At 42.8% G+C, this 13,185-nt stretch carries 12 protein-coding genes; 4 read left to right on the top strand and 8 right to left on the bottom strand.

All coding sequences use genetic code 11. The features are described from left to right. Positions 1 to 735: 735 nt before the first annotated feature. From IEY48_RS19570 to IEY48_RS19540, 7 genes are all read right to left on the bottom strand, one after another. On the bottom strand, positions 736 to 1,095 hold the full coding sequence (locus tag IEY48_RS19570; RefSeq protein ID WP_188923238.1) for a YajD family HNH nuclease: 360 nt from the start codon (positions 1,093 to 1,095) through the stop codon (positions 736 to 738). A gap of 184 nt (positions 1,096 to 1,279) precedes the next feature. Then, positions 1,280 to 1,861 (bottom strand): DUF502 domain-containing protein, encoded by a 582-nt coding sequence (locus IEY48_RS19565; RefSeq protein WP_188923237.1) that lies wholly within the window; start codon positions 1,859 to 1,861, stop codon positions 1,280 to 1,282. Between the two features lie 191 nt (positions 1,862 to 2,052). Beyond that, positions 2,053 to 3,198, bottom strand: a complete 1,146-nt coding sequence (locus IEY48_RS19560; RefSeq protein WP_188923236.1) for a putative sulfate/molybdate transporter — start codon at positions 3,196 to 3,198, stop codon at positions 2,053 to 2,055. Positions 3,199 to 3,530: 332 nt separating this feature from the next. After that, positions 3,531 to 4,235 carry a phosphate signaling complex protein PhoU gene (phoU, locus tag IEY48_RS19555; RefSeq protein ID WP_188923235.1) on the bottom strand — a complete coding sequence of 235 codons (705 nt, stop codon included), beginning with the start codon at positions 4,233 to 4,235 and terminating at the stop codon, positions 3,531 to 3,533. A 47-nt stretch (positions 4,236 to 4,282) separates the two neighbouring features. Then, a complete protein-coding gene (gene pstB, locus IEY48_RS19550; RefSeq protein WP_188923234.1) occupies positions 4,283 to 5,101 on the bottom strand; it encodes a phosphate ABC transporter ATP-binding protein PstB in 819 nt (272 codons plus the stop codon). 28 nt (positions 5,102 to 5,129) lie between these two features. After that, positions 5,130 to 6,791 (bottom strand): phosphate ABC transporter permease PstA, encoded by a 1,662-nt coding sequence (gene pstA, locus IEY48_RS19545; protein ID WP_188923233.1) that lies wholly within the window; start codon positions 6,789 to 6,791, stop codon positions 5,130 to 5,132. A 58-nt stretch (positions 6,792 to 6,849) separates the two neighbouring features. Beyond that, a complete protein-coding gene (locus tag IEY48_RS19540) occupies positions 6,850 to 9,105 on the bottom strand; it encodes an ABC transporter permease subunit (protein ID WP_188923232.1) in 2,256 nt (751 codons plus the stop codon). A 311-nt stretch (positions 9,106 to 9,416) separates the two neighbouring features. Here IEY48_RS19540 and IEY48_RS19535 point away from each other — a divergent pair, with 311 nt between their 5' ends. Both IEY48_RS19535 and IEY48_RS19530 read left to right on the top strand, forming a co-directional pair. Further along, positions 9,417 to 9,923 carry a glycine cleavage system transcriptional repressor gene (locus IEY48_RS19535; RefSeq protein WP_188923231.1) on the top strand — a complete coding sequence of 169 codons (507 nt, stop codon included), beginning with the start codon at positions 9,417 to 9,419 and terminating at the stop codon, positions 9,921 to 9,923. A gap of 110 nt (positions 9,924 to 10,033) precedes the next feature. After that, positions 10,034 to 10,855, top strand: coding sequence for a DUF2797 domain-containing protein (locus tag IEY48_RS19530; protein ID WP_188923230.1), 822 nt, complete (start codon positions 10,034 to 10,036; stop codon positions 10,853 to 10,855). A 100-nt stretch (positions 10,856 to 10,955) separates the two neighbouring features. On the opposite strand, the gene IEY48_RS19525 is transcribed toward IEY48_RS19530, so the two are convergent. After that, positions 10,956 to 11,516 (bottom strand): DUF4136 domain-containing protein, encoded by a 561-nt coding sequence (locus IEY48_RS19525; protein WP_188923229.1) that lies wholly within the window; start codon positions 11,514 to 11,516, stop codon positions 10,956 to 10,958. A 186-nt stretch (positions 11,517 to 11,702) separates the two neighbouring features. Here IEY48_RS19525 and IEY48_RS19520 point away from each other — a divergent pair, with 186 nt between their 5' ends. Then, positions 11,703 to 12,308, top strand: coding sequence for a LysE family translocator (locus IEY48_RS19520; RefSeq protein WP_188923228.1), 606 nt, complete (start codon positions 11,703 to 11,705; stop codon positions 12,306 to 12,308). 17 nt (positions 12,309 to 12,325) lie between these two features. Continuing rightward, the gene (locus IEY48_RS19515) at positions 12,326 to 12,871 is read left to right on the top strand and encodes a DUF1415 domain-containing protein (RefSeq protein WP_188923227.1); all 546 of its coding nucleotides are present in this window, start codon (positions 12,326 to 12,328) and stop codon (positions 12,869 to 12,871) included. Positions 12,872 to 13,185: the final 314 nt, after the last annotated feature.

Here is a 13,185-nt window from a genome sequence, read left to right as displayed (position 1 = left end):
TATATATTGAAGCACTACAATACAAAACGCGGGCATAGTTATAATAATTATATGACCCCAACAGCAGCTGAAAGTGCTGCTTAAAACGCAACTCTTGTTTGTGTACAGATTTACTTGACCACATCATTGTTAGATTCTAGAAGGACGAAGTCCACTCTCTAGCGAGCTTGCGAGTTCCTAGAACCTAGGACCTAAAACCAACACCTGGATTCCGGCTTAACAGCATTGCCGGAACGACGTGGTAGTAGACGTCATCTGAGTACGAACAAGCAAAAGACGGAATAATGGCGGTGTTTGATACTGCTATATGCCGTCATCCTCGAATGCTTTTATTGAGGATCCAGGTGTTTCTTAGATTCTAGAAGGACGAAGTCCGCTCTCTGGCGAGCTTGCGAGTTCCTAAAACCTAAGACCTAAAACCCCAAAACCAACACCTGGATTCCGGCTCAACAGCATTGCCGGAACGACGGAATAGTGGGCGTCATCTGAGTACGAATGAGCAAATGAAGTGGTAGTTGACGGTGTTTGATGTTGCTCTATGCCGTCATCCTCGAATGCTTTTATTGAGGATCCAGGTGTTTGTTAGATTCTAGAAGGACGAAGTCCGCTCTCTGGCGAGCTTGCGAGTTCCTAGAACCTAGGGCCTAAAACCCTAAAAACCAACACCTGGATTCCGGCTCAAAAGCACTGCCGGAACGACGGAGTAGTAGACGTTGTCCAAACGTCAGGAGAGCCCTACTTCTTATCCATCATCGCTTTTAAGTCTGCAAACGGGTTGAATGTGGCGGCTTCTTGTTTGGCTTCTTTGGTGCTGCCGTAACGAATTAACTCTTCAAAGCGTGAGTGTTCATTGTCGTGGCAGTACAAGCATAATAATTCCCAGTTGGTGCCATCTGAAGGATTATTGTCGTGATTATGATCTCGGTGATGGACGGTTAATTCAGACAAGTTTTTATGAGTAAACTCACGAGTGCAACGGCCACAGACCCAAGGGTAGAGTTTTAATGCTTGTTCGCGGTAGCCCTTTTCACGGGTGGCTTTGTAGTCTCTGGCTTCGGCTAAGACTTTATCTAGTTTACTTTGATTAGTTGACATACAAGTATCACTCGGACAAAAAAATTACCCCAAGGATAATCACTGTTATCGCTTGGGGCAATTGTTTATACGCTGTTATTTGACGATTATTCAGTAACTAGAACTGAATTCGATAAATATTGATAATGTAGCTAACACTCATACTGAGTCACGATGTCAGCAATACTTAGAAATAAAACCCGGACTACACTGCTTTGGTATTCGCGATCCCGGCGGTTAAATTAAAGCGCATCGCATCCTCAAATGACCAATCAACGTAAATTAGATCGTCACGTTTAACTAAACTGGTGACTCCTGCCATTTGGTAGCTGAGCTGAAATAATACTGGCACCCAATCGCCCTCTGGTAATGCATCAGCCAATGGTTGAGGAGCGGACTCACTCATGATAAAACCGACAACATAACCACCGTTAGCCTGTTTAACTAATACGGTTTTTTGCGTTTTAGGTTCACCATCACGGCTCATCAAACTGGCAATATCACGAATACTGCCATAAACCGATTTAAATAATGGGAATTTCATTAACTGGCTTTCTATCCAACCATAAACCCAAGCAATGGGGCTTACTGAAAAAAGCAGTCCGGCAACAAAGATTAAACAGGCGACTAAGCAAAAGCCAGCACCAACAAACACGGATTTAACACCAACAATTTCAAGCAGTAATTGGCCTAATCCATCAAGTGAAATAAATAAAGACCAAAACAGCCAAATGGACAGCACCATTGGCAGTAAGTTAGTTAAGCCGCGCGCGAGTGTTTTTTTCATTGATCACATAAAAGAAGAAAGGACTGAACAAAAATGTTAACACAGTTTGTTGATTAGTCACTTCAAATCTATTCACAGTCTGGAGCCTGTTCACTATCTGGAACAGGTTCACGGTTTGCGACTGCTTATTTTGTCGCACTAACAAAGCGCCATACGGCATATCAGGTATTCATATTCACACAAGCAATAGATTACTTATTCGTATTGGCGACATTCAACCATTGATGACGACCTAGCTCTAATAACACTCCAACGGCTAAGCCTGCTGCGGTATTAATGACTAAACATGTTATTGCAGTAGAAAAAATCACAAAAATACAAAACGGTTTGCCATCGATAAAGCGTTTTGACCAAGCCAATTGCGTGCCTGCTATTGCCAGTAAACTGCCTAAAATGGCCAGAGGAATTAATGAAAGCGCACCGGCAATGCCCTGACCCCAAAAAATAGCAATAAGTATACATGTACTGCCAAAAATGGTGGGCGCTAACCAGGTGCGAGCACCAAAGTGATATTGTACAGCAAGGCCACCTGCCCCATGGCACATGGCTGTTGCCCCAAATGGCGCTAGCAATAAATTTGCCCAACCAGAGCTTTTAGCAAATTGTTGTGGCTCAAATTTAACTGCGTCTTCAGGAAACTTATCTTTGGCCATTGCCGACACCGCAATCACCGCGTTAGTTAATGTTAACGCTAATTGCGGTAATACTAATAGCACTGCAGCCGAGCCCCACTCATCAATACTAGGCCAACTTAACTGCCATGCGCTGGTTTGGGTGAAATTAAAACTAGGTGCTGTACCACTGTAATATTGCCAAATAATCCCGAGGAGAATCACTAACGGCATCACCAAATATTGCATTGGCATATAACGGCTCGCAAACAATAGCCCAAAGGCAAGCAACCCAATGAACCAAGTTTCGCTCATCATGACGCCACCAAGCCAGATAAGTTGAAGCCCGATGGCTAGCTGGATACCAATACTGATTGCTGGCGATAACTGTTTAGCCATCCATTGAATAATGCCGCTATAAGCTAATACCAGCAGGATAATTCCCATGAGTATGGCTGATGCCTGGAGCATACCAAGGGACATGCCTTCTGCAATGACTAATGCACTAATCACCTTCATCGGTTGTACCGGCATGGGTCTTCGGTAATAAAGTGCTGTAAATAATGCAAAAAAACCGAAACCCAAAAATATCCCTTGGGGGGAGAAGTGATTAAGGGCGATTAAACCTAGCACTAAAGGAAGAAAGGTGCCTAAATCTGCAAATGCGCCACTGAACTCGCCTGAAATCTTATTGACGTTGTCGAAACGATTGATTTCACATCTCATAAATCTTGCCGTAGGTAATAGATACTAAGTTACAGCAATAACAATGCCATATTTAAAATGAGACACAGATCTCAAAATAAATCTGTAAATAACACATAAACAAAATTGTAGGGACAATTTGAACCAATGACGGTTTTCTAATAAGTCATTATGTCCAATCAGTTGCAATATGTTCAGTCTTAACCGTGTAGATCCCAAAATGTCGCTAAGATGCTCAAAGGGCTTCATAGAATCGCTCACTTATAAACTTTTCTGAGGATACTAAAAAGCCCCTCGTAAGGGGCTTTACCAACATAACGTTGCGGTGAAATCAGGCATTGACTGTCAAACAGTTATAGACCTTTCTCCATTTCTTCATACGACACATGGCGTACGTCTTTACCTTTTACATAGTAAATCACGTATTCGCAGATATTTTTACAGCGGTCACCCACACGCTCTACAGCACGGGCGGCCCATAATACATCTAATACACCAGGAATTGAGCGAGGGTCTTCCATCATGTGAGTCATTAATTGACGGATAATACCTTCGTATTCTTTGTCTAGCTTGGCATCTTCTTTGTGCAGCTCAAGTGCTTGATCAGCATCCATACGTGCCAGCGCGTCAAGGGTTGAATGCAACATACGCGTGGCGTGACGCCCCATGTTTTCAATGCTGACTAATAATGGTTGTTGGTTGTTGGCGCGGTTTTCAAGTGCTGCTTTAGCGATACGCACACACGCATCACCAATACGCTCTAAATCAGCAATGGTTTTTGTGATAGCAATAATCATCCGTAAATCACTTGCTGCTGGCTGGCGCTTAGCAATAATGCGGGTGCACTCTTCGTCAATCGACACTTCCATGCCGTTAACTTTGTGGTCGCCATTAATGACTGTTTGTGCCAGTTCAGTATCTAAGCTTGCTAGCGCATCTAGTGCTTGTTCAAGTTGACGCTCAACCAAACCGCCCATAGCTAATACGCGGTTACGAATGTCTTCAAGTTCAGCATTAAACTGACCAGAAATGTGTTTGTTTAGAGTCATTTTTTCCATAATACCCACCTAATTCAAAAAGTTAATTAAAAACGTTATTCAAAAGATTAACCGTAACGACCGGTGATATAATCTTCTGTTTTACGCTTTTTAGGGGTAGTAAAAATCGTGTTGGTGTTGGCATACTCAACCAATTCACCCATATACATAAAGGCCGTTTGATCTGATACACGAGCAGCCTGTTGCATGTTATGCGTCACAATCACAACGGTGTACTGCTCTTTTAGCTCAGTGATCAATTCTTCAATGGTTAGAGTTGAAATAGGATCCAACGCTGAAGTAGGTTCATCTAATAGTAACACTTCTGGTTCGATTGCGATGGCGCGCGCAATAACCAAACGTTGTTGCTGACCACCAGACAAACCAAATGCGTTATCGTGTAAACGATCTTTCACTTCATCCCAAATTGCGGCGCCGCGTAAAGAGCGCTCTGCCGCTTCATCTAGTTCACGGCGGTTATTGACGCCTTGTAAACGCAAGCCATACACCACGTTTTCGTAAATTGACTTTGGAAACGGATTAGGACGCTGGAACACCATCCCCACGTTACGACGCAGTGATGCTACATCCACTTTCTTGTCATAAATGTTTTGTCCATGAAGTAAAATTTCACCTTCAATTTTACAAGTATCAACTAAATCGTTCATGCGGTTGATACAACGTAGCAAGGTTGATTTACCGCAACCACTTGGACCAATAAAAGCAGTGACCTGTTTTTTAGGGATCTTCATCGACACATCAAATAACGCTTGTTTGTCACCATAACGTAAATCAAGGTTACGGATCTCAAGTGCGGTATCCTGCGCGGGTAAGTTAACTAAATCAACTGTTTCTGTTTGCATTGTTGAACTATCAATAGAAATCATTTTTTTCTTTCCTTCAGGATATCGCTAATTAGTGTTCTAGCGAACGGAATTTTTCACGTAAATGGTTGCGCACGCTGATTGCGGTTAAGTTAAGTGCAACAATTACTGATACTAATAAGAACGATGTTGCGTACACCAATGGGCGAGCCGCTTCAACGTTAGGGCTCTGGAAGCCTACATCGTAAATATGGAAACCTAAGTGCATGAACTTACGCTCTAAATGCACAAACGGGAAGTTCATATCTATCGGTAATGTGGGGGCTAGTTTTACCACACCCACTAACATTAACGGGGCAACTTCACCGGCAGCACGTGCCACGGCTAAAATTAGACCGGTCATAATGGCTGGGCTCGCCATTGGAATAACAATCCGCCATAAGGTTTCGGCTTTTGTTGCACCTAATGCCAGGCTGCCCTGACGCACTGCGCTAGGTATACGGCTAAGGCCTTCTTCGGTTGATACAATCACAACCGGTAGCGTTAAGATAGCCAAAGTTAGTGCTGACCAAATAACCCCAGGCGATCCAAATGTCGGTGCGGGTAATGCTTCAGGGAAAAACAATTGGTCAATTGAGCCACCCATCATGTAAACAAAGAAGCCTAAACCAAACACACCGTAAACAATCGACGGTACACCCGCTAAGTTAATCACCGCGATACGGATCATCTTAGTAATAGGGCCTTTTTTAGCATATTCATGTAAGTAGATAGCGGCTACCACACCAAATGGTGTCACGATAACGGCCATCAACATCACCATAAATACCGTACCAAAGATGGCTGGAAATACCCCGCCCTCGGTATTCGCTTCACGTGGGTCGTCATTAATAAAACGACCAATGCCAACAAACCAATGACCGACCTTTTGAAAGATGCTCATGTGATTGACATAGCTAACATCTAAAATAGAGTCTAGCTTGAGGACCACTTCTTGACCACGCATGTCGCGGATGACCACTGAGTCACGGGCCGCTTTATCACGCAGTGCAAATAGGTCTTTTTCAAGGACTAAATAGTCTTTGTTTAACTGATCAATTTGCGCTTTGATATCGGCTTTACGTGCCTCGGTTAACTCACCATCAAGCTCATAGCCACGTTGCTTTAAGCGCAAACGTTCGATTTGATAGTTAATTGCGCCAATGTCCGACTTTTGCAAATCAACGGCTTGATCTGAAATTTCAACCGCACGCTCAATATGGCTAACCAATGAGCTTTCGATGTCGGCATCGCTGGTTAATGCTAAACGTTTACCGTCTTCAATCACTGCAATTGGGTAACCGTAAAAGTTACCGTTTTTAGTCCGCTCTAATTTGGCAATGTCAGCCGGTTGAGTGCGGCTAACAATATCAGTGGCTAAAATCCAACGAAAATCTAACCCTACAAACTCACGGTTACCGGTTTTAACGAGGTAACGCGTTACAAACTCACCAGGGTGTTGCGTAAATGTATGCCCGGCAGACAATAAGCGTTCTGTTGGCACTTCTTCGCGGTCATAAATTTCCCCGATTAACGTGCTTTTTACACCTTGATTATCTTCAAGCTGCCACTCATAAACATCAGCAGGCCAAAAGTAACTAAGACCACGCCACGCGATTAACAGTAATAAGCCAAGAACGGCAATTAAACTGATACTTACGGCACCACCGGTCATCCAAATCCACGGTGAACCTGATTTAAACCACTTACCCATTGCACAAACCTCTCAAGGCGATTGGCGAATTAATCAAATATTGAGTCATCATCTTTCCTTACAGTGAGCTATAACGTTCGCGTAAACGCTGACGTACCACTTCGGCAATGGTGTTAAAGAAGAAGGTGAATACAAACAGTACAAAGGCCGCTAAGAACAACACACGATAATGCGAACTACCAATGGCCGACTCTGGCATCTCAACCGCAATGTTAGCCGCCAAGGTACGCATACCCTCAAACACACTCCACTCAAGGATTGCTGTGTTACCCGTTGCCATTAATACAATCATGGTTTCACCAACAGCACGGCCAAGCCCCATCATAATGGCAGAGAAAATACCTGGGCTTGCAGTCAGTAGTACTACGCGTGTTAAGGTCTGCCAGTTAGTGGCACCAAGTGCCAAACTGCCGTTCGATAAATGACGTGGTACAGAGAAGATGGCGTCTTCAGCAATAGAGAAGATGGTTGGAATAACCGCAAAGCCCATGGCGATACCCACAACAAATGCGTTACGTTGGTCGAAAGTGATGCCTAAATCGTTGGTGATAAATTGACGTGTATTACCGTCAAATAATGCCACTTCAATCACTGGGCTAATGGTGAACGAGAACCAACCTACAAACAGAATGACAGGTACTAACATCAACTCTTGATAGGTTTCAGGTAAACGATGCTTCCAGGTTTCTGGCATTTTGCTCCAAGCCAATGCCGTGGTTAATATTGATATTGGCAATAACATCAACAACACCACGATGCCGGGCAAGTGATCTTCAATTAATGGTGCTAACCATAAACCCGCTAAGAAACCCAAAATAACCGTTGGCAATGCTTCCATAATTTCAATGGTCGGCTTAACCACATTACGCACTTTAGGTGTCATGAAATAAGCGGTGTAAATAGCCCCCGAAATGGCTAATGGCACGGCAAATAACATGGCGTAAAAAGCCGCTTTCATGGTACCAAATGCCAATGGCATTAAGCTTAACTTCGCTTCAAAGTCATCAGAACCTGACGTTGACTGCCACACATACTTAGGCTCGGGATAGCCTTCGTACCACACCTTTTGCCACAGGGCGCTCCAAGACACTTCAGGATGGTCGTTTTGCACTGAAAGTAAATTCAGTTTGTTGTCAGCTTCGATAACCAATGCATTTGAACGCGGGCTAAAGGCCATTAAACCTGGGTTTTTAAGGTCAAATTTTTCATCAAACAAATTACGCTGGCTGGTGGTATAAAGAAGCGTTAGCTCGCCTTCTGAGCTTAATACCGCAAAACTCTTACGGTAAAACTCTGTGGCCATTGAGCTTACTGGTGCAACATCGTCAAACTCACGAATTTGCTGGTATAAACGGCCATTTTCACCGTTCACCTGGAAATACTGGCTTATCACGCCACTGTCGTAGCTGATCATTATTGAGCTTGCACCCGCCAATAAATCCACTTGTTTAATTTTGGCGTTGCCTTTTTTAACATCAAGTACTTGTAGCAGCTCAACTGCATCGGCATCACGGGTGTTGTATACAAATAAGCGATGAGCAGTACTTAAAATCAATTGGCGGTGATCTGGTGTCATTAATACCGAAACCACCTCTTTAGGGGCTTCTTCAATGAAAACCTCTGAAACCGTCCATTCAACTTCTTCGGTCATCATGTTTTCTTCGCCTTCTTGGCGATTTAACTTCCAAGCACCATTGGCGTCTTGGTAAGCAAAACTCATGCGACTGTCGCTGTAATCAAACACCATATTGTAAACAGCGCCATCTTGGTTGATGGTTAACGGCTCATCACCAATAGGATAAGTCAGTTTAGGTGTAATTAGACGTTGGTTATCAGGGTAAGACACCGCAAAATCAACACCGACAACAATCACTTGACCATTGCTTAACCCTAGCGCGAAACGTTGTTCACTTGGGCTAGATTTAGCGCTACTAGTAACGGTTGTGCCTTCAGGTAATGTAGGCGTAAATGATGAAATCAATTGGCCTGTTACTGATGAGTAAAAATCAACAGTACCCAGCGCGGTAACGCGGTAAAGAATTTCATTTTGCTCGTCAGTACCAACCATTAACGTTTCAGCATCAGCATTTTGATAACTGATACTTGTCACCGGTTCTATATGTGCTCCATCAAAGATGGGCTTGATGACATACAGCAAGTAGAAAAAAATCAATAACAAGGCAACAAACACCATGGTGCCGCCAATGGTTATTCCATACTCAGCTGCTTTATCCTTAAATGCTCTGCGTGATGCTTGTCTACCAACAAGTAGACTTTTTTCAGCAGAACCAGGTTGATTTACCTGACTTTCCATTAAGAACCTCTAATAATTAATCGATGCCATAATTAGCGCTTTGATTGTGTAGTCTACTGTGTTAACAATAAATATTTATGACCATACAGCGGCTTTACTTAACAAATACAGTGAGCGGTTTTCTTATCCACAATACTCACCTTTAGTTTTAGGTTTGTCTGTGTTTCAGTTGGCCATTCATGTTAGCCGTTAATAGATTTTCAAATTATCGTAATCAACAATAAAACAACAACGCAATCTTAAGTGGCTGCGATTATATGACGTAAAGATGACAGTTGTGTTACAGCTAATACTTATAGGAGAAATATCGTATGATGCGTTACCTTTTAACTCTTCAAGCACCTGATAGAAAAGGATTAGTCGAACAAATAGCCAATGTGGTTAGTCGCCATAATGGTAACTGGCTAGATTCTGAAATGCGCCATATTGATGGTGTTTTTGCCGCAATATTACAATTGGAAGTTCCAGCACTAAAATGGGATGAGCTGGTCGATGCGTTAGAGTGCATTGATGGCTTAACCCTGACCTTTTCTAAAACCAGTTTAAGTGCAAAGCCTGTTAAACAATTACGCTATAACCTGGTGGCTTACGACCGCCCGGGTATTGTTTTGCATATTTCTAATAAAATGAATGCATTAGGCATCAATATTGAGCAGTTTAGTAGTCAGTATGAAACTGCTAGCCACACAGGTATTGATTTGTTTAGAGCCACAATGGAGTTAGGCCTTACCGATCCATCACAAGAAGAGATGATTGCCACCTCACTGTATGAAATGGGTGATGACGTGGTGTTAGATAAGTTAAACCCATCAACTTAAAAAGTTAACAGATAAACAGCACATAAACCATGTTGGATAAATTAAGGCTAAATTCCATTTTCATCATCTGCTAAACTGCCAACAAATAAAGACGATAAAATGGATTAACCATGTTTGGAACGCTATCAAAACTGAAAACCCACCTCAATGACAACCATGAGGTGGAGTATCATTTACCTGTAGGTGAGGATCGCTTACCGCTAAACCCATTAATCGGTAAAACCCTCACCATGACTCACACGGGTAATATTTTTTGCAGCAGCTGCGGCAAAAAAACCAAAAAGAGTTATTCGCAAGGCCATTGTTACGTGTGCATGACAAAGCTAGCTAGCTGCGACATGTGCATCATGAAACCAGAAACCTGCCATTTTGATCAAGGCACCTGTCGTGAACCAGAATGGGCCATGTCGAATTGTTTTGTGCCTCACTATGTTTACTTGTCTAATACCTCTGGGATAAAAGTGGGCATTACGCGTCACAGCCAAATTCCAACCCGCTGGATTGACCAAGGTGCAACACAAGGTTTGCCGATTTTTAAAGTATCGACCCGTAAAATGTCAGGGTTAATTGAAATCGAGTTAGCCAAATTCATCAATGACAAAACCCACTGGCAAGCCATGTTAAAAGGTCATAATGATGATATCGATTTGGTCGAGCAGGCGACAAAACTTATTCCGCTGATTGAAGACAAGCTGCAAGCGTTAGCAAGCGAACATCAAGACATTGAGATTGAACGCCTTGATGCCAACATTCAGGCCATTAGTTATCCGATTACTGAATTTCCAACTAAAGTGAAATCGCATAATTTTGATAAAGTGCCAGAAGTCACAGGGACCTTACAAGGTATTAAAGGCCAATATTTAATTTTTGATACTGGCGTGATTAACATCCGTAAATTTGGTTCGTATGAAGTCGAAGTTACACACGGGTGATCTTTCTTGATAGCCAATTAATGTGTTAGCCACTAATGGGTTAGTAATGCATGTACTAGCAAAAAAGACGCAGTTAGCGTCTTTTTTATTGGCCTACGTTTTACATCGCTGGCACATCGTTTAGCATCATTTTTATCAAGTTATCAAACCGCGCCTCTCGCACCTCTATCGTCTGCTCTGGCTCAGTAAATCCTTGTGCTAATACTCGCCAAAAGGGGGATTGAATATTAGGATTGAAAAAAGCCACTAATACCGAGCCTTTATGTTGCTGTGCATTAGCATCTTTAGTGGCAAGGCCAGGTACAAGACCGACCTTCGCTAAAATGTCGTTATCGCTCATTTCAGTGGCTAAAGCCATACCAAAGCCTACCGTCATGTGCGGGGAGTCGTTAATAGACACCAATTGATAGCCTTTATCAGCCATGACTTTATTCACCGACTTGACTAGCTGATTACGTAACGCCTGTTCATCCATTTTATTGGCCGTTTGCACAACAAACAGACTTTCGTGCCACGCGTAAGTTTTCGATAACACCGATAAATCACCACTAGTCACCATGGTTATACGTTGCGATGCTGGCGGCGTAATATCATTGGTTGTACATGCCGTTAGCAGCACAATGCTAACCATAACAATCATCTTGCTTAAGCTATTTATCATGGGAGAGTCCTATTTTAAATACGCCAAAAACCATATTATTGATAAGGTTAAGCTACCCCGTAAAATCAGATATCACAATGTTTAATATCGATCTGAATCAGCAATCACTTTTTTATTAGATTGTCGTAACATTAACCGATAGAATGCCAACAAATTTTCATCATACCTTGGCAAAAAGATAACAATATGGAATTGGTATTTGCGATAGCATTGTTTGCGTTTTCAGCCGGTATTACGCCTGGGCCTAACAACATCATGTTGATGACATCTGGGGTCAACTTTGGCATTAAGCGCAGTATTCCGCATTTATTAGGGATAAGCCTAGGCTTTCCAACAATGATTTTAGCCGTCGGGTTAGGCTTAAGTACTTTATTTCAGGCTTATCCGGTGATCCACACAGTGATTAAAGTGGTGGGCATTACTTACCTATTGTATTTGTCATGGCTGATTGCCAATAGCAGCAACAAAATGGAAGGCAAACAAGTCAGTAAGCCTTTTAGCTTTATTCAAGCCGCCGCATTTCAATGGGTTAACCCTAAAGGCTGGATTATGGCGGTAGGCGCAATTGCCACCTTTACCACTGTTCATCAAGAGCTTAATAGCCAGATAATCACCATTGCCAGTGTATTTTTATGCGTGGCCTTTCCGTGTGCAATAGTATGGCTTAGTTTTGGTGTGGCGTTGAAACGTATACTGAAAAATGAACGTCAACAGCGTATTTTTAATGTGTCGATGGCTCTGCTGTTAGTGGCGTCTATTATCCCGATGATGCTACCAGCAGCACCACAGTAACTGAGTGAAGGTTTTTTATGGAACAACATGAATGCATAGCCCACACCGAACGCTGGGTTGTTGATGTCATCATGAAATACAATATTTGTCCCTTTGCTCGCCGAGAAGTGGAGCGTGCCAGTATTCGCTATGTGGCCATTGAACACACTAAAATAAAAGCCGTTATGAAGGCTTTAATTGCAGAATGTGGCTACCTAGACAATCACCCTGAAACAGAAACCACTTTATTTATTTTACCGCGCGGTTTCGAAGGGTTTTATGCCTATTTGGATTTAGTCGATGATGCTACTGATTTATTAGCACAGCAGGATTATGAAGGCGTGTACCAACTTGCGACGTTTCATCCCGACTATTGTTTTGATGGTGAAGCACAAGACAGCGCAGCCAATTTTACCAATAGAGCGCCCTACCCAACCTTACACATCATTCGAGAAGCCAGCATGGAAGTTGCCCTGGCTAACTACAATGACCCCGAATCAATCCCTGAGCGCAATATTGCTTTTGCAGAACGCAAAGGCAGTGATTTTTTTATTAAATTATTGCAGCATTGTACTAAAGCGTAGACTGATAACGGTTTACCGAACGCTTCGCTTACAGACTCTAGGTTCTAGGTTCTAGGTTCTAGGTTCTAGGTTCTAGGTTCTAGCACGTCATCCTCGAATGCTTTTATTGAGGATCCAGGTGTTTCTTTTGACTTTGGTTAAGAGAGTGAAAAGCAACACCTGGATTCCGGCTTAACAGCATTGCCGGAACCGGCGTTTTTCAAGACAGTTGTCGCCTAAATTGTTAAGCAACTTCTTTATGTTGCTCTGGATTTAACGCCACAGCGCCTATTGGTTGCCAGTTTCGCTCTTCTTTTGACCATCGCTCTGGATGT

The organism is Shewanella saliphila (assembly GCF_014648295.1).
In the GTDB taxonomy this organism is placed as follows: Bacteria; Pseudomonadota; Gammaproteobacteria; order Enterobacterales; family Shewanellaceae; genus Shewanella; species Shewanella saliphila.
This window is presented reverse-complemented; position numbering and strand designations above follow the sequence as displayed.

Excerpts from the sequence above, each read along its gene's own strand:
- IEY48_RS19570 (WP_188923238.1), bottom strand. The coding sequence starts at position 1,095 with ATGTCAACTAATCAAAGTAAACTAGATAAAGTCTTAGCCGAAGCCAGA.
- IEY48_RS19565 (WP_188923237.1), bottom strand. The coding sequence starts at position 1,861 with ATGAAAAAAACACTCGCGCGCGGCTTAACTAACTTACTGCCAATGGTG.
- IEY48_RS19560 (WP_188923236.1), bottom strand. The coding sequence starts at position 3,198 with ATGAGATGTGAAATCAATCGTTTCGACAACGTCAATAAGATTTCAGGC.
- phoU (WP_188923235.1), bottom strand. The coding sequence starts at position 4,235 with ATGGAAAAAATGACTCTAAACAAACACATTTCTGGTCAGTTTAATGCT.
- pstB (WP_188923234.1), bottom strand. The coding sequence starts at position 5,101 with ATGATTTCTATTGATAGTTCAACAATGCAAACAGAAACAGTTGATTTA.
- pstA (WP_188923233.1), bottom strand. The coding sequence starts at position 6,791 with ATGGGTAAGTGGTTTAAATCAGGTTCACCGTGGATTTGGATGACCGGT.
- IEY48_RS19540 (WP_188923232.1), bottom strand. The coding sequence starts at position 9,105 with ATGGAAAGTCAGGTAAATCAACCTGGTTCTGCTGAAAAAAGTCTACTT.
- IEY48_RS19535 (WP_188923231.1), top strand. The coding sequence starts at position 9,417 with ATGATGCGTTACCTTTTAACTCTTCAAGCACCTGATAGAAAAGGATTA.
- IEY48_RS19530 (WP_188923230.1), top strand. The coding sequence starts at position 10,034 with ATGTTTGGAACGCTATCAAAACTGAAAACCCACCTCAATGACAACCAT.
- IEY48_RS19525 (WP_188923229.1), bottom strand. The coding sequence starts at position 11,516 with ATGATAAATAGCTTAAGCAAGATGATTGTTATGGTTAGCATTGTGCTG.
- IEY48_RS19520 (WP_188923228.1), top strand. The coding sequence starts at position 11,703 with ATGGAATTGGTATTTGCGATAGCATTGTTTGCGTTTTCAGCCGGTATT.
- IEY48_RS19515 (WP_188923227.1), top strand. The coding sequence starts at position 12,326 with ATGGAACAACATGAATGCATAGCCCACACCGAACGCTGGGTTGTTGAT.